This window comes from Bradyrhizobium barranii subsp. barranii, assembly GCF_017565645.3.
In the GTDB taxonomy this organism is placed as follows: domain Bacteria; phylum Pseudomonadota; class Alphaproteobacteria; order Rhizobiales; family Xanthobacteraceae; genus Bradyrhizobium; species Bradyrhizobium barranii.
In genome coordinates this window covers 323,356-339,485 of sequence record NZ_CP086136.1, presented here as the reverse complement: position 1 = coordinate 339,485, position 16,130 = coordinate 323,356, and the positions used below count along the sequence as shown (strand labels likewise).

The following is a 16,130-nucleotide window of genomic DNA, read 5'->3' as shown; positions in this document are numbered from 1 at the left end:
GCGGGACTGGCGCGCGTGGCCCCGGCTTGACGCCGGGGGCACATCGCGAGGGGAGCCAACAACGATCGCCGTTGCGCGTTGTCCTACTGCTTGTCCTGGGCGTCAGCGACCTTGCGTGAGGCGCCCTTTGCGAGGTCCTTGTCCATCACCGCGCGGCAGCCGGCGCTCAGGTCGGAGCGATGCTTCATCATGCACGCCGTGATCTTCGGGACGTTGGGGATTTCCGAGGAGCACAGGCGGAAGGCATCGCCGGTGCACTGCTGCTGCGCCTCGGCCGAGAAGGCGAAGCTCGCGGTCGTCGCGACGATCGAGACTATGGCGGCAAAGCCCAGAGCCAGGCTGGTGTCGCGGATCCTACTCGTCAGCGATTCGGCAGAAAAAGACTTGGTCATTTGAAGCTCCCATGGGCGCCGCTGGAAGCGGGGCCCGTTGTTGGTGGGAACTACGATGCTCCGGCAAAACAGTTTCCACTGTGATGACGGTCACGGGTGGCCGCCCATCTGTGACCTCCGTCACATGGCGCACCTCGCTGAAAATCCGGCGCAAACGCCGTCGTGTTGGTGTCACGTTAACTGTTCCTTCGCATTAATGGCTCGTCGCGCGGGAGATTCCGCCGGGTTGGTTGCGCAATTGGAAAGAATAGCGATGCGTAATGCGTTGGGCCTGATGCTGGCCAGTGTAGTTGCGGCGGTCGTGATCGCCGTCGGCGGTTGGTTTTATTATTCCGCGCGCGCCGATCAGGGCGCCCCCAAAACAACGGCCGCCCGTGCCGCCGATCAATTGCCGGCACAGGCGAAGCTCGCCGCCAAGGATGACGTCGAGACCACCGCGGCGATCGGGGCCAGGCCGACGGCAGTTGCTCAGGCAGCGGCGCCTGCGCCCGCTCCGGCCATGCCGGTGCAGCCGAAGCAGGCCTGCGCCAATCCGAACGCGCTGGGCGTTGCCCGCGTGGTCGAGATCGACACCACCGGCGGACCCGGCTTCGGCTTCGAGCATTTCAAGCAGTTCGACTTCCTCACCGACAAGGAGGTCGTGCTGACCTTCGACGACGGCCCGTGGCCGGTCAACACGCCCGCGGTCCTGAAGGCGCTCGGGGATGAATGCACCAAGGGTCTGTTCTTCTCGGTCGGCAAGCACGCGACCTATCATCCGGAAATCCTGCGCCAGGTGCTGGCCCAGGGCCACACGGTCGGCACGCACACGTGGTCGCATGTCAACCTGAACAGCAAGAAGATGACGGAGCAACAGGTCAAGGACGAGGTCGAGAAGGGCTTCAGCGCGGTGAGGTTCGCGCTCGGCACCAACCCGGCGCCGTTCTTCCGCTTCCCGCAGCTTCAGCACAATCCGGCGATGGTGAGCTATTTCGGCACCCGCAATGTCGCGATGTTCTCGACCGACATCGACTCCTTCGACTTCAGGAAGGGTGCCACGCCGGAGAAGATCGTCGACAACGTGATGACCAAGCTCGACAAGCTCGGCAAGGGCATCATCCTGATGCACGACTTCCAGAAGCACACCGGCGAAGCGATGCCGGCGCTGCTCGCGCGGCTGAAGGCTGGCGGCTACAAGGTCGTGCAGATGAAGGCCAAGGCAACGCTCCAGACGCTGCCGGAATATGACGAGGCGCTGCTGAAGGACCTGAAGGTGCCGACGTCGAGCGCGCGTCCGATAACGAGCGTGGTGCAGACGGTGTCGCAGTAAGCCCGCAACGCTTCCTCAATACGCGCATGGCCGGGCTCTTGCCTGGCCATTTGCTTTTGGAGCGGGTCGCGGCCTTACCAGTAGATGCCGTGGCGGTTAAGCTCGCTGATGATGCGGCCTTCGGTCCAGCTGCGCTTGTGCTTCGGCTTGCCCGCCTTTGCGGTCTTCGTGGCAGTCGCCGCCGGCGCTGAGGTCGTCGTTGTCGCGGTCACGGCAGGAGCCGTCGCCACGGCGGGAGCAGGGGCCGAGACTGCCGGCGGACGATCGACGTATTTCGGAGCTCCCGCGGCTGGCGCGACTTCGCTGACTTGCGTCGTCGGAGCGGTGGTCGTGGTGGCTTGCGGAGCGGCCGTCGCCATGGCCAGCGACAGGCTGCGTCGCCAGCATGGGCAGATACAATAGCCAGGACCATGGCGGCGACGAGAATGATCTTGCGCATGTGAAATCTCGCCGTGTTTGCGTGACCAGGAGACTAGGGGAGATGGGATCTGCATTATGTGACTGTCATCACGTAGACTGCGCGCTCGGTCTTGAACCCGCGATCAGCATTCGCGGCGATCGACCCGCAACGTCATGTCGCGTTTCGCGATTGTTTCCAAATGTTTCTGATTGTGGTAGACGCTCGACACGTATCACAAGGCGTGCCGAGTCCGCCCGTTATGACCTTCATCAAGCGAGTGAAGCGTAAGCTGCTGCCGCCGCGAGAGGTTGTTCAGGGGTACGAGAATCCGGAACTGGTCGAAACGATTTTCCTAAAGACAATCAACTACAACCCGGACAGCGACCGGCCGCTGGTCGCGGGCATGAACACGGTTCTGGATTTCGGCGGAGGCGCTGGCCTGCATTACAAGGTGGCGCGCCGGCAACGCCCGGACATTCGATGGGCGGTGGTTGAGACGCCTGCAATGGTGCAGCGCGCCAAGGAGCTTGGCACCGATAGGCTGATGTTTTTCGAGCGCATCGACCAGGCCGCCGACTGGCTCGGCACTGTCGATCTCATCCACTCGAATGGGGCCATACAGTACGTCCCGGATGCATTGGAAACCGTCAGAACGCTGTGCACGGTTCGGCCGGCAACGTTGGCATGGTACCGCGTTCCGATCAGCGAAGAGACCCGGCGAGAGGTTCAGACATCGTACCTGAGCGACAACGGTCCAGGGTCGTTGCTCGCCTCCAGGGAGAAGCTCGTCAGATACGAGCGCAATTGGATCTCCGAGCAAGCATTCATCCAGGCTCACGAGGGATTTCGCATCACTGAGCGGAGCCCGGATCCCACCGAGCGCGGCACGCAACAATTCAGGTTCGCGCGCGTCTAGCTTGCGACAATATGGGGGCGATGTGTTCGACAAGTTTGCAGACTGGTTACGTCAGACGGCCTTTTTCTCGACCGCTATCGACATCGCGCGCCAGACGTTACCAGAGCCCGCGCTGATCTGGTTGCGTACGCAGATGGTGCGCAATCTCCGTGGAACGCCTGGCGAAGTGTTCAGCGAGATCTATCGTCGTAACGTCTGGGGTTACAAGGAAACCGCTTCCGGCGGCGGATCCACGCTGCACAATACCCAAAGGGTGCGAGAAAGCCTTCCTGGTCTGGTTGGCGACCTCGGGATCCGTACCCTGCTCGATTTGCCTTGTGGTGATTTTCATTGGTTGTCGAAGATCGAACTTCCAATTTCTCGCTACATTGGAGGAGACATCGTTCCGGAACTGATTGCGCGAACGGGTGACCAATACAGTCGCCCAGATCGCACGTTCCTCCGGATCGATCTCTGCAACGATCCGCTCCCGGAAGCTGACCTGCTGCTCTGCCGCGATTGCTTCATTCATCTTTCCGAAGAGATGATTTTTCAAGCAATCGACAACATTCGTCGATCCAACATCAAGTATCTCCTGACGACCACTTACCCGGCGGGCCGAAATCGTGCGATCCGCACGGGTGACTTCTTCTCCATCGATCTGAGCGCTCCGCCCTACAACTTCCCGCCGCCGATCAAGGTGCTGGACGATTACGTCCCACCGTTCGACCGGCGGCAACTGGCGCTGTGGGAAATCGAAAGCCTGCGCAAAGTCTGAGGCGATGGTATGCCGTCTCGCGGCGAGGCTGCATCGGAGGACGAAACAACGGCGCGGAAAACAACGAAAAATCAGAGCGATAAATGGTGCCGCAAGAGGGACTCGAACCCCCGACCCCGTCATTACGAATGACGTGCTCTACCAACTGAGCTATTGCGGCGAACCCTGCCGGGACCCGCGCAGTGCAGGTCCCGATACGCGCGCTCCTGATATCGGGCATGGCCCGAATTGGCAAGGTGGAGCGGGCTTCGAAATGTGCCTCACGCGCCCCAGCGGGACCAGAATCCGCGCCAGCCGCCGGCCTGGGCCTTTGCATGGGTTCTGGGCGTGCCGATTTGTTCCGCAAATTCATCGCTCGGACCCTCGTCATCGATCCCGGGATCATCGGGGGCGCGGACGATCGGGATGACGGCCTGGATCGGGGCCGGAGCAGGCTTGCCGAGGTCGGCGCGGGTCCGGAACACCGGCGTTGCCGCCTCCGGCGATGATTCGGCCGTCTCAGGGGCGGGATTGACCGGCTCGGCGGCCGGCGTGACCGCAGGCTCTTCCTTGGCGGCCTCCCCGGTCGTCTCCTTGGCCTCAGGGGGCGAATTGTCCTGTGCGGCGGGGACCGGATCCGGCGCAGCCACGGGCGGTTCCACCGGGGCTTCGCTCGGGGCTGCCGTCACCCGCTTCGGCGGCGGGGCGGCCAGCATGGCTTCCTCGAAGGCCGAGGATTCGATCGTGGCGCCCTTGTCGGAGGGCAGGCTCGCGACCGGCGTTTGCCACTGGAAGGCATCGAGACGGCCGGTGACCGGCGACACCGGACGCCAGCGGTCGCTGACATAGCCGTCCGCGGTCCAGGCCGGATCGTGGCGGGCGCGCACCGCGCGCAAGGTCCAGGCGCGGGCACGGCCGCCGTCGCCATGCTCGGTGCGTTCGAGCTCGGCCATCAGCAGCGCGACGCGCTGGGTGGGATCATTGACGTAAGGGGCCAGCACCGCACGCGCACGCGCGAACTCGGAGGCATCGATCGCGGCGCGCGCGATCGCGAGCTGGCCCTCGACATGGCCCGCTTTGTCGGCCGGCGTCTTGGCCGCCAGCGTCTCGACCCGCTGCAAGCGCTGCCGCGCGGAATCGCCGAGCTTCACATGCGCGTAGGCGTCGGCGAGATCCGGATGCGGATTGGCGAGCCACGCGGCCTCGACGAGCTTCATGGAGCGGCGCACCTGATGCGCTTCGCTCTCGAACTTGGCCGCGAGCACCGCGGCGGGCACCAGAGTCGGCGCGAGCTTGATGGCCTCCATCACGCTCTCGCGCGCCACGTCGCGGTCCATGGTTTCCAATTCCAGCGCGCGGGCCGTGAGCAGCACGCCGCGCTGGCGGCGATAGGCCGCCTTGTCGATCAGACCCGCGGACAGATTCGAATCGAGGATCGCGAGTGCGCCGCTCCAGTCGCCGCGCGCGCAGCGGAAGCCGAGCACCGCGTGCGAGGCCCAGGTCGAGGACGGCGACAGCTTGATCGTTTCCTCCGCGATCATCACGGCGCCGACCGCATCGTCGGCGCGCTGCGCCTCGATGAACAGGCCGCGCAGGCCGAGCAGCCGGGTATCCTCGCGCTCGGCCATGACGCGGAAGACGCGCTGGGCCTCGTCGCGATTGCCTTCGAGCTGGGCCGACTGCGCGTGCAGCAGCAGTGCGAGCGGATCGTTCGCGGCCAGCCGCCGCGCGGTTTCGGCGTGACGGCGGGCGAGGGCGGTATCGCCATGACCGATCGCGAGCAGACCGTGGGTGATGGCATGGCGGCCGCGCGCGTGGCGTTTCTCATGGCGGCGGCGGCGCAGGCGTCCCGGCGCGCGCCAGATCATCGTCACGATGCTCCAGACCAGCACGACCGCCGCTGCAAAGACGCCGAGCAGAAACACGAACCTCGGAAGCGTCGTTGACGCGCGAAAGCCGCCCGCGGTCAGGACGAGATCGCCGGGTTGATCGGCAACCCAGGCCGCGCCGGCCGCCGCCAGCGCGATCAGGACGAGGAAGAGGACGATGCGAAGCATGGCGATCCCTATTACGCGCTGATTGTTGCGCGAACCTTTACTGAGCAGGCTTGACCAGATCGGGCTTGGCGAGATCCGCCATGGCATCGTCGGCGAATTTGCGGGAGGCGCCGAGCGCGGCGTCGCGCGCATCGGCCTTGTCGAGCCAGGCCTGTGCCGGTGCACGATCGGCCTCGGGCAGCGTCTTCAGCTTACGCCGCGCTTCCACGAAATCGTTGCGAAGCGCCGCCGCCGTCACCCGTGCGACGATGGCACCGCGATCATTGCCGCCGCCGTCGGTGCGCTCGATACGAACGAGTTTCGAGGCCCCCGCCTGGAGACGCTCGACGATACCGGCACCGGCGGCCGGGGCTTCCGCCGGCGGAGACAGCTTTGGCACGATGTTGAGCAGCTCGCGGCTCAGCGCGACCGGCGTCGGAATGCCTGACGATGCAAAGGTGTCGAGCGGCTTCAGCATATCGGGCTTGGCCGCGAGCGACCGCGCCGCGGCCAATTGCGATTCGTAAGGATCGCCATGCCGAACCGCGACGTCGAGCAGAGCCGCCGCCACGACATGGCGCAGGGGCTTGTCATTCGTCGCCTTGTTGTCGGCAATCTTCTCGCCCTGCTGTGCGAGCTCGGCGCGCTCCGTCTTGCTGGCACGCTCCAGCTGCGCAATGCGGTCGCTGAGAGCGGCAAGATCAGGCGCGGCAGCGCGCGGTGCCGATTTCACGTCGTTGGCGGTCTTGTCTGACTGTGCGCGCAGATTGGCGATGTCACTGCGCAAGGCACTTGCGGATTTCTCCAGTGCATCGATCCGCGCCACCGTGGCCGGATCGGCGGCGGGCTTGCCCGCCTTGGCTTCGACCGCGGCGACACGTCCGCTGAGCGCGTCGACCGTCGCGCTCGTGACCTGCGGCACGGCCGGCGGCGCCTGCACGGCGGGCCAGCCCAGCATCCAGCCGACGGCAATCACGATCGCGGCTGCGACCGCGCCAGAGAACGGCGCAATGACCCAGGGCGAAACCGGCGCCGACGCGGGAGCGGAAGCAACCGCGGCCTCCGCGTGCGCGGGCTCCGGGTCAGGCCTGGCCTCTTCGGATTTGGACTCTTCGACCGTGGCCTGCTCTGGCGTGGCCTGCTCCGGCGTCGGCTGAACCTCCGCTTCGGCGGCCGCCGTTGGCTGCGGCTGGGTCGAGACTTCGGTCGCCTCAAGGTCGATGGTGGGCGGGGTGCGCTTGGCACGGCCTGACTCGGGAGCCAATCCTGCGTCTTCAGGCTTGTCATCGGCCATCGTGACGGTTCCTCCCACTCAAATGCCCTGAACGGACCCGATCGCGTCGGATTCGGCCCGACCTCTTACGCCAAACGGGTCCGCAAAGCACGCTCCAAGGTATCAAATAGGGCATTTTCGTCCGGCGTCGCGGCCCCCAGAACCTGCGACGCGCCGGCATCGCGCAGGACGCTGGCGACCGTCTCGGACAGGCAGCATTGCGGGATCGCCAGCGCCGAGATTTCGACGCCTTCGTCCCGTGCCGCATCCAGGAAGGCCCGTGCGCTGCGACGGGAGTAGTGCAGCACCGCCTCGATCCCATGCGCAGCAAAGCCATCGCAGACATCACGCGGCAGGATCTTGACCGGAGTCATGCGATAGGTGGTCTGCGTCACCACGCTGAAGCCCTCCGCGCCAAGCTCGCCGCCGAGATCGCGCGACAGATCCGCGCCCGCGAGATAGAGCAGCGTGCTTTTCTTCTTCAGCACCTTGTCGCGCGCGCTCTGCATCACCTTGTCGCGCAGGGCCGCGGCATCGCCGCCGGCGACGATCACCTCGGCGAAGCCGGCGTCGCGCGCCGCGGCAGCCGTGTGCTCCCCGACCGCGAACAGCGGCAGCTCCAGGAGGCCAAGATTCTTTAAGCCAAGATCTTGCAATTGCGGCGCGACGGCGCGGATCGCATTGGCCGACGTGACGATGATGGCGCCGTAGTCGGCCTCACTCTCGTCATGGAAGGCGACCGGCTCGAACTTGAGCATCGGGGCGAGCAGCACCACATGACCCCGCGCCCGCAAATTTTTCGCCGTCGCCTCATTGTCGGGATGCGGCCGTGTGACAAGAATGGACATCGCTTGTGTTCCCGAACCACGTGGCGGTGACGCATTCACGAAGGCGGCTGCGCGTGACGATTGCGCAAGTGGACCCCGGAATGCTACCGGACGTACCAGAACTCTGCTTTACGGATGAGCGCAAGGGCGCAAATTGGATAACAATTCGCCAATGCTGGTACTGGGCATCGAAACCACCTGCGACGAGACCGCCGCGGCCGTGATTGAGCGCGCGCCCGACGGCAGCGGCAAGATCCTGTCCAACATCGTGCGGTCCCAGATCGAGGAGCATGCCCGCTTCGGCGGCGTGGTGCCGGAGATCGCCGCGCGCGCGCATGTCGACGTGCTCGACGGCATCATCGACCGGGCCATGCACGAGGCCGGCATCGACTATGCGCAGCTCAACGGTGTCGCAGCCGCGGCAGGGCCGGGGCTGATCGGCGGCGTCATCGTCGGCCTCACCACCGCCAAGGCGATCGCGATGGTGCACGACACGCCGCTGGTCGCGGTCAACCACCTCGAGGCGCATGCACTGACGCCGCGCCTCACCAACGGAATTGAATTTCCCTACTGCCTGTTCCTCGCCTCGGGCGGGCATACCCAGATCGTCGCCGTCACCGGTGTCGGCCAATATGTGCGGCTCGGCACCACCGTCGACGACGCGATGGGCGAAGCCTTCGACAAGGTCGCGAAGATGCTGGGCCTGCCCTATCCGGGCGGGCCGCAGGTCGAACGCGCCGCGGCAAGCGGCGATGCCACGCGCTTCGCCTTCCCGCGCCCAATGCAGGGACGGCCCGATGCCAATTTCTCGCTGTCGGGATTGAAGACGGCGGTGCGCAACGAGGCGAGCCGGTTAACCGAGATCGCGCCGCAGGATATCAGCGATCTCTGCGCGAGTTTTCAGGCCGCAGTGCTCGACTCGACGGCCGACCGGTTGAGCGTCGGCCTGAGGCTTTTTCGCGAGCAGTTCGGCGCTCCGCATGCCCTCGTCGCCGCCGGCGGCGTCGCGGCCAATCAGGCGATCCGCGGCGCCCTGCATGACGTCGCGCGGCGGGCCGGGACGCAACTGATCATGCCGCCGCCCGCGCTCTGCACCGACAACGGCGCGATGATCGCCTGGGCCGGCGCCGAGCGCCTGGCGCTCGGCATGATCGACACGATGGAAGCCCAACCCCGCGCACGCTGGCTGCTCGATGCCAACGCCACGGCGCCGGCCGGTTACGGCAACACGCGGGCGGGATTCTAGCCATGACGGCGTTCCGGTCCGTCGCGGTGATTGGTGCGGGCGCATGGGGCACGGCGCTGGCGACGGTAGCCGCGCGCGCCGGACGGAACGTAACGCTCTGGGCGCGCAACAGCGAACATGCCGCGCGAATCGCCTGGACCCGCGACAATCCGCGACTGCCCGGCGTGCGGCTGGCGCCGGAGATCGTCGTGACGCACGAGCTTGCGGAGGCCGCGCGCGCGGACATGGTGCTGATCGCGACGCCCGCACAGCATTTGCGCGGCGCGGTCAACATGCTGGCCTCGCATCTGGCAAAGCCGGTGCCGATCGTCGCCTGCGCCAAAGGCATCGAGCACGGCACCCATAAATTCATGACCGACGTCATCGCGGAAGCCGCACCTCACGCGCAGCCGGCGATCCTGTCGGGCCCGAGCTTTGCCGACGACGTCGCGCGCGGCTTGCCGACCGCGGTGACGCTGGCAGCGAAGGACGAAGTGCTGGCGAGCGCGCTGGTGCAGGCACTGGGCTCGGCGACCTTCCGGCCCTATCACACGACAGATGTTCGCGGCGTCGAGATCGGTGGTGCGGCCAAGAACGTGTTGGCGATCGCGGTTGGCATCGCGGCCGGGCGCAAGCTCGGCGCCTCCGCCCAGGCCGCGCTGACGACCCGCGGCTTTGCCGAACTCACGCGCCTCGGCCGTGCCCTCGGCGCGCGCGGCGAGACGCTCACGGGCCTGTCCGGCCTCGGCGATCTGATCCTGACCTGCTCGAGCCCGCAATCGCGCAATCTCGCGCACGGCCTTGCGCTGGGCCGCGGCGAGCAGCCGCCCGCGGGCAAGCTTGCCGAAGGCGAGTTCACCGCGCCTGTGTTGATCGAACTCGCAGCTTCGCACAACATCGAGATGCCGGTATCAGAAGCGGTCGCTTCGATCCTGAGCGGCCGGAGCACGATCGACGCTGCGATCTCGGGGCTGTTGACGCGCCCCTTCAAGGCAGAGGAATGACGTCTTTCTCGTCATGCGCGCGCTTGTCGCGGGCATCCACGTCTTGATATTGAATTGGTGGCAGAGACGTGGATGGCCGGGACAAGCCCGGCCATGACGAACGGATAGGACGCGCGATGAACTACTGGCTGGTGAAATCCGAACCGTCGGTATGGTCCTGGGACCAGCAGGTGGCGAAAGGTGCCAAGGGCGAGGCCTGGACCGGCGTGCGCAATTACACCGCGCGCATAAACCTCGTGAACATGAAGAAGGGCGACAAGGCGTTCTTCTATCATTCCAACGAGGGCAAGGAGATCGTCGGCATCGCGGAGGTCATCAAGGAGGCCTACCCTGACCCGACCGACAAGACCGAAAAATTCGTCTGCGTCGACATCAAGGCCGACAAGCCCTTGAAGACGCCGGTGACGATGGCCGCGATCAAGGCGGACAAGAAGCTCGCTGATATGGCGCTGGTGAAATATTCGCGCCTGTCGGTGCAGCCGGTGACGGCGGAAGAGTGGAAGCTCGTCTGCAAGATGGGCGGGATGTAAGCGACTTCAACGGTAGGGCGGGCAAAGCGTAGCGTGCCCACCAATCGAGACCGGAGCTTGCCGTTAGAGGGTGGGCACGGCGCGCAAGAGCGCACTGCGCTTCGCTCCGTCGGGGCTACGATATCCGGGCTTGCGTCTCCGGCAGCGTAAACACCTCGCATGGCGAAGCGATGCCGCGCAGCGGATGCGATCCGAGCGCGACGAGAGGCGTGTCCGTCTCCGCGGCCAGCGCCCCCGATACCAGCACGGTCCGTTCCAGGGGCTTGCACAATCCCTCGAGCCGGCTGGCGAGATTCACGGCGGGACCGATCGCCGTGAAATCGAGCCTGTTGGCGGCGCCGATATTGCCCCAGAGTATTTCGCCGAGATGAAGGGCCGCGCCGAACGCAAGCGGCGGCAGTCCTTGAGCGCCGCGCTCCCCGTTGAGATACGCCATGCCGGCTTCGGCTGCGCCTGCGGCACGCAGCGCGGCGTCGCAGGCGCGGCGCGGCGAGGCCTCGACCACCGGGAAGATCGCGAGCACGCCGTCGCCGATGAATTTCAGCACCTCGCCGCCGAAGGCATGAACAGCACCGGCAATGCGATCGAACCAGGCGTCGAGCGCTGCGATGACGTCGGCCGGCGGTGTGGTCTCCGACAAGGTCGTGAAGTTGCGCAGATCCGCATAGAGCAGCGCGGCTTGAATGGTCTCGCCGAGATCGCGCCGCAACGGCGCCGCCAGCACCCGCTCCGCGCTGCGCTTGCCGAGATAGGCATCGAGCGTCGCGCGCAACGTGGCGCGCGCAGCGAGCACGGCCAGCGGCGTCGCGGCGAAACGCGCAGCCTGGCGCAATTGCTCGATCTCGTCTGCGGTGAACGGACGCGGCCCGATCCAGCCGAGCTGCGGCCCATCTGGTCGTCCGACCACCTCTTCGTGCACCTCGCCGCCCGCGATGTCGCGCAGCCAGCGGCGGCCGGCATCATTGGGCGGGTCGGGCGCCAGCCCACTTGGTGCGAAGCCGAGCGCCTCGATGACCCGGCCGTTCTCCGCGCGCCACAGCCAGGTCCGCTTCGCGATCAGCGGATGCGGCACCTCCAATGTCAGGCTGCCTGCCGCAAGCGGCACACCGTCGGCGACCAGATGAGCGCCGAGTTCCGCGAGCAGACGGTCGGCCCCGGAGCAATCCGAGGCGGCATCGACGAGCCAGGCGAGCGTCCGGGAGAGTTGCATGGCCCGATGATGGCGAAGGTCGGCCATCTTTGTCACGGGCAATCCTTGACGCACCGCTCCACCGCCGCCATGTGGCCAGTGTCAGCCCAGGGATGATCGCCGATGACCGAGCCGTTCGTAGTGCGACGCGAAACCCAGATCGCCGCCCCCCGCGCCACCGTCTTCGCCTATTTGACCGACCCAGAGAAAATCCTGAGCTGGATGGGCTCCGACGCGACCACGGAGCCGCATCCCGGCGGGCTCTATCTCCTCAAGGGCATCGGCCCGCGTGGCGGCGTCGGCCGCGGCACCTTCCGCGAGGTCGTGCCGGTGCATCGTCTGGCCTACACGTTCGGCTGGGAGGGCGGTCAGGAAGTGCCGCCCGGCTCGAGCCTGATCGAGATCGACCTGATCGAGCGCGACGGCGGCACGCTGCTGCGCATGACCCATAGCGGGCTCCCGACCGAGGAACAGGCCGCCGCGCACGCGAAAGGATGGGCGCATTATCTGGGCCGGCTCACGAGCGCAGCCGGGGGCAGCGATCCCGGTCCGGATAAGGGTATCTCAGACAAGATGTAGATCTCGTAGGGTGGGCAAAGCGAAGCGTGCCCACGCGGCCTATCAACAATGTCGTGAAGAATGGTGGGCACGGCGCTTCGCGCCTTTGCCCACCCTACGGCACCGCCGCTTAAACTGCCGCGGTCGCAACCACCTGCTGCAAAAGTTGCTCGCGCCTGGCCTGCGAACGCTGGCCCTTCATGGTCGCGGCGAAGCGTTCGAGGATACCGTCCTCGAAGGCGGTGACGATGGTGTCGTGGACGTAGCTCTTGCGGCAGATCGCCGGCGTGTTGGAGAGCTTGTCGGCTGCGGCGCGGATGGCGTCCAACACCTGCTTCTTGCGGCCGCGCTGGCTGGTCGCCGGCGTGATCCGCGACAGCGATTCCACCACGACCGCGGACGCCATCAGCGTGCGAAAATCCTTCAGCGAAATCTTGATGCCGGCGATCTCGCGCAGAAACGCGTTCACCTGCGTGGTGCTGACCGCGCGCACGATGCCGTAGGCGTCGCGATACTGGAACATGCGCTTGCCGGGAACGCCGTTCAGAATGCCGATGGCGCGCACCAGCTTCGCAGCGTCGCACTCCTTGCGCACCGCCTTGCCGCCCTTGGCCTTGAAGGTCAGCACGAAGGAATCGTCCTCGAGCGTAACGTTCGACTTCAGCATCGTGGTGGCACCGCGGGTGCCGTTGAGGCGGGCATAGGATTCATTGCCGGGGCGGATCGCTGTGCGCGCGATCAGCTCGATCACCGCAGAGAGCGCGAATTCACGCGTCGGCTCGTCGCCCGACAGGAACGCGGAGACCTTGCGCCGGATCTTTGGCAGCGCGCCGACGAGCTTTTCCAGCCGATGCGCCTTGCGGTGCTCGCGGACCTTTTCCCAATCGGCGTGGTAGCGGTATTGCAGCCGGCCCGCGGCATCGCGTCCCACCGCCTGGAGATGCGAGCTCGGATCGGCCGAGTAGCGCACCTGGCGATAGGCCGGCGGCACCGCCATGGCGTGCAGCCGGCGGATGGTGCGGGCGTCGCGGATATGCGCGCCGTTGGGACGGACGAAGGAATAGCCCTTGCCGCGCTTGATGCGCCGGATGGTCAGCTCGTTCTGGTCGCCGAGCCGCAGGCCCAGCTCCTTCGCGATCGCCTCAACCGAGGTCGCAGGCGCGGTGTCGAAGACCTTTTTCGGGCTGAGACGGGCGGAACCGGCCGGTTTCGGCCATTGTCCGAGGGCTTTGGCCAGCGCGACAGCAGCAGGATCGGCCGAAGCGAGCCGCATCGTCCCGAGATTCTGCTGATCCATCATAGTCTTAAGCCTTAGCCCTGTCTGTTATCGGTCAATGCCGCTGTTCTGATTTTTGTTCCAAGGGTCTCTTGGACGGTCTCGTTGGACCCGGGTTGGCCATTTAGGGTGTTCCGAACCGCATTGCGAGTCCCGAATCAGTGACAGACGGTTTCTAAATACCTCCTGCGGCGCATGGGCGCCCTGCATGGAGCTATTCCGGCGCTTTGGTAAAGACCTGGAAAGCCGCGCCGGCCTGTTTCAGATCTGCGACAGTCGCGCCAGGCGGCGTTGATCTTCCACATGGCTGGCCGCTCGCCGAAGGTCCAGCTTGTGCTCCTTGTCGGGTCCGGTTAGGCGGACGCATAATCGGTTCAACGATGACGTCGGCTCGCCAGTCGCCTGGGCTCGGCTTGCCGTATCTGGAGGGAAGCATGTCCGAGAAGACCTACGACGTCCCCGCGGAATGGGCCAAGCGCGCCTGGATCGACCAAGCCAAGTACAAGGACATGTATGCCCGCTCGATCGCGGACCCGAACGCGTTCTGGGCGGAGCAGGCCAAGCGTATCGACTGGATGCACGCGCCGACGAAGATCGAGAACGTCTCCTTCGCGCCCGGCAACATCTCGATCAAATGGTTCGAGGACGGAATCCTCAACGTCGCATGGAACTGCATCGACCGGCATCTTCACACGCGCGCCAACCAGACCGCGATCATCTGGGAAGGCGACGATCCCTCGCAATCCCGGCACATCACCTACAAGGAGCTGCACGACGAGGTCTGCCGGATGGCCAACATCCTGCGCACCCGCAACGTCAAGAAGGGCGACCGCGTCACCATCTACCTGCCGATGATTCCGGAAGCGGCCTACGCGATGCTGGCCTGCGCGCGGATCGGCGCGATCCACTCCGTGGTGTTCGCGGGCTTCTCGCCCGACAGCCTCGCCCAGCGTATCAACGACTGCCAGTCCAAGGTGATCATCACCGCGGACGAAGGTCTGCGCGGCGGCAAGAAGGTGCCGCTGAAGGCCAATGTCGACGCAGCGCTCGCCAAGGCCGACGGCGTCGACTGGGTCGTCGTTGTCAAGCGCACCGGCGGCACGGTCGAGATGAATCCGTCGCGCGATCTCTGGTATCACGACGCCGCCAAGATGGTGACGACGGAATGCCGGGCCGAGCACATGCACGCCGAGGATCCGCTGTTCATCCTCTATACGTCGGGCTCGACCGGCCAGCCCAAGGGCGTGTTGCACACCTCCGGCGGCTATCTCGTATTCGCCGCGATGACGCATCAATACGTCTTCGACTATCACGACGGCGACATCTACTGGTGCACCGCCGACGTCGGCTGGGTCACCGGACACAGCTACATCCTTTATGGGCCGCTGGCGAACGGCGCGACCACGCTGATGTTCGAAGGCGTGCCGAATTATCCGGACAATTCCCGTTTCTGGAACGTCATCGACAAGCACAAGGTCAACATCTTCTACACCGCGCCGACCGCGATCCGCGCGCTGATGCAGAGCGGCGACGAGCCCGTGAAGAAGACGTCGCGTGCAAGCCTCCGGCTGCTCGGCTCGGTCGGCGAGCCGATCAATCCGGAAGCCTGGGAGTGGTATCACCGCGTCGTCGGCGACGATCGCTGCCCGATCGTCGACACCTGGTGGCAGACCGAGACCGGCGGCATTTTGATCACCCCGCTGCCGGGCGCGACCAAGCTGAAGCCGGGCTCGGCGACGCAGCCGTTCTTCGGCGTCGTGCCTGAGATCGTCGATGCCGACGGCAAGGTGCTGGACGGCGAGACATCAGGCAATCTCTGCCTGACGCGGTCATGGCCGGGCCAGATGCGCACGGTCTATGGCGATCACGCCCGCTTCGAGCAGACCTATTTCTCGACCTACAAGGGCAAGTATTTCACCGGCGACGGCTGCCGGCGCGACGCCGACGGCTATTACTGGATCACCGGCCGCGTCGACGACGTCATCAACGTCTCCGGCCACCGCATGGGCACCGCGGAAGTCGAGAGCGCGCTGGTCGCGCATGAGAAGGTGTCGGAAGCCGCCGTGGTCGGTTACCCGCACGACATCAAGGGCCAGGGCATCTACGCCTATGTCACCCTGATGGCCGGCGTCGAGCCGACCGACGAATTGCGCAAGGAGCTCGTCACCTGGGTGCGCAAGGAGATCGGCCCGATCGCCGCGCCTGACCAGATCCAGTTCTCGCCCGGCCTGCCCAAGACCCGCTCCGGCAAGATCATGCGCCGCATCCTGCGCAAGATCGCCGAGGACGAGCCGGGCAGCCTCGGCGACACCTCGACGCTCGCCGATCCGGCCGTGGTCGACGACCTCGTCAAGAACCGGCAGAACAAGAAGTCGGCGTAAGGCACGCTCTCGTGCCCCGGACGCGGCGCAGCGCTTCTTCAGCGGTGCGCTGCAGAGCCGGGGCCGATCCAATGGCAG

General features: G+C 65.8%; 14 protein-coding genes, 1 tRNA gene and 1 pseudogene. 8 read left to right on the top strand and 8 right to left on the bottom strand.

Annotated features, from left to right (window positions below; genetic code table 11):
- Window positions 1-83 precede the first annotated feature (83 nt).
- Window positions 84-392: a hypothetical protein gene (locus J4G43_RS01560; RefSeq protein ID WP_208083863.1), complete on the bottom strand. Its 309-nt coding sequence runs from the start codon at window positions 390-392 to the stop codon at window positions 84-86.
- A gap of 253 nt (window positions 393-645) precedes the next feature.
- Here J4G43_RS01560 and J4G43_RS01555 point away from each other — a divergent pair, with 253 nt between their 5' ends.
- A complete protein-coding gene (locus J4G43_RS01555; RefSeq protein WP_208083862.1) occupies window positions 646-1,701 on the top strand; it encodes a polysaccharide deacetylase family protein in 1,056 nt (351 codons plus the stop codon).
- A 74-nt stretch (window positions 1,702-1,775) separates the two neighbouring features.
- On the opposite strand, the pseudogene J4G43_RS01550 reads toward J4G43_RS01555, so the two are convergent.
- Window positions 1,776-2,140, bottom strand: a pseudogene (locus J4G43_RS01550) (hypothetical protein).
- A 220-nt stretch (window positions 2,141-2,360) separates the two neighbouring features.
- On the opposite strand from J4G43_RS01550, the gene J4G43_RS01545 reads away from it, so the two are divergent.
- Together J4G43_RS01545 and J4G43_RS01540 are read left to right on the top strand one after the other, a co-directional pair.
- Window positions 2,361-3,017: a methyltransferase domain-containing protein gene (locus J4G43_RS01545; protein WP_208083861.1), complete on the top strand. Its 657-nt coding sequence runs from the start codon at window positions 2,361-2,363 to the stop codon at window positions 3,015-3,017.
- 22 nt (window positions 3,018-3,039) lie between these two features.
- The gene (locus J4G43_RS01540) at window positions 3,040-3,774 is read left to right on the top strand and encodes a class I SAM-dependent methyltransferase (RefSeq protein ID WP_144030808.1); all 735 of its coding nucleotides are present in this window, start codon (window positions 3,040-3,042) and stop codon (window positions 3,772-3,774) included.
- A gap of 84 nt (window positions 3,775-3,858) precedes the next feature.
- On the opposite strand, the gene J4G43_RS01535 is transcribed toward J4G43_RS01540, so the two are convergent.
- From J4G43_RS01535 to J4G43_RS01520, 4 genes are all read right to left on the bottom strand, one after another.
- A tRNA-Thr gene (locus tag J4G43_RS01535) sits at window positions 3,859-3,934 on the bottom strand.
- Between the two features lie 100 nt (window positions 3,935-4,034).
- Window positions 4,035-5,810 carry a heme biosynthesis protein HemY gene (locus J4G43_RS01530; protein WP_208083860.1) on the bottom strand — a complete coding sequence of 592 codons (1,776 nt, stop codon included), beginning with the start codon at window positions 5,808-5,810 and terminating at the stop codon, window positions 4,035-4,037.
- 37 nt (window positions 5,811-5,847) lie between these two features.
- Window positions 5,848-7,083, bottom strand: a complete 1,236-nt coding sequence (locus J4G43_RS01525; RefSeq protein WP_208083859.1) for a COG4223 family protein — start codon at window positions 7,081-7,083, stop codon at window positions 5,848-5,850.
- Window positions 7,084-7,148: 65 nt separating this feature from the next.
- The gene (locus J4G43_RS01520; protein ID WP_208083858.1) at window positions 7,149-7,910 is read right to left on the bottom strand and encodes a uroporphyrinogen-III synthase; all 762 of its coding nucleotides are present in this window, start codon (window positions 7,908-7,910) and stop codon (window positions 7,149-7,151) included.
- Window positions 7,911-8,061: 151 nt separating this feature from the next.
- Between J4G43_RS01520 and tsaD the strand changes: the two genes are divergently transcribed.
- From tsaD to J4G43_RS01505, 3 genes are all read left to right on the top strand, one after another.
- The gene (tsaD, locus tag J4G43_RS01515; protein ID WP_208083857.1) at window positions 8,062-9,135 is read left to right on the top strand and encodes a tRNA (adenosine(37)-N6)-threonylcarbamoyltransferase complex transferase subunit TsaD; all 1,074 of its coding nucleotides are present in this window, start codon (window positions 8,062-8,064) and stop codon (window positions 9,133-9,135) included.
- A 2-nt stretch (window positions 9,136-9,137) separates the two neighbouring features.
- Window positions 9,138-10,118: an NAD(P)H-dependent glycerol-3-phosphate dehydrogenase gene (locus tag J4G43_RS01510; protein ID WP_208083856.1), complete on the top strand. Its 981-nt coding sequence runs from the start codon at window positions 9,138-9,140 to the stop codon at window positions 10,116-10,118.
- A gap of 116 nt (window positions 10,119-10,234) precedes the next feature.
- Window positions 10,235-10,648 (top strand): EVE domain-containing protein, encoded by a 414-nt coding sequence (locus tag J4G43_RS01505; RefSeq protein ID WP_208089227.1) that lies wholly within the window; start codon window positions 10,235-10,237, stop codon window positions 10,646-10,648.
- 115 nt (window positions 10,649-10,763) lie between these two features.
- On the opposite strand, the gene J4G43_RS01500 is transcribed toward J4G43_RS01505, so the two are convergent.
- A complete protein-coding gene (locus J4G43_RS01500; RefSeq protein ID WP_208089226.1) occupies window positions 10,764-11,858 on the bottom strand; it encodes an adenylate/guanylate cyclase domain-containing protein in 1,095 nt (364 codons plus the stop codon).
- A 102-nt stretch (window positions 11,859-11,960) separates the two neighbouring features.
- Here J4G43_RS01500 and J4G43_RS01495 point away from each other — a divergent pair, with 102 nt between their 5' ends.
- A complete protein-coding gene (locus J4G43_RS01495) occupies window positions 11,961-12,416 on the top strand; it encodes an SRPBCC family protein (RefSeq protein ID WP_208083855.1) in 456 nt (151 codons plus the stop codon).
- Window positions 12,417-12,525: 109 nt separating this feature from the next.
- On the opposite strand, the gene J4G43_RS01490 is transcribed toward J4G43_RS01495, so the two are convergent.
- Window positions 12,526-13,695, bottom strand: coding sequence for a DNA topoisomerase IB (locus tag J4G43_RS01490; RefSeq protein WP_063980320.1), 1,170 nt, complete (start codon window positions 13,693-13,695; stop codon window positions 12,526-12,528).
- Between the two features lie 410 nt (window positions 13,696-14,105).
- Here J4G43_RS01490 and acs point away from each other — a divergent pair, with 410 nt between their 5' ends.
- Window positions 14,106-16,052, top strand: a complete 1,947-nt coding sequence (gene acs, locus J4G43_RS01485; RefSeq protein WP_208083854.1) for an acetate--CoA ligase — start codon at window positions 14,106-14,108, stop codon at window positions 16,050-16,052.
- The last annotated feature ends 78 nt before the right edge of the window (window positions 16,053-16,130 follow it).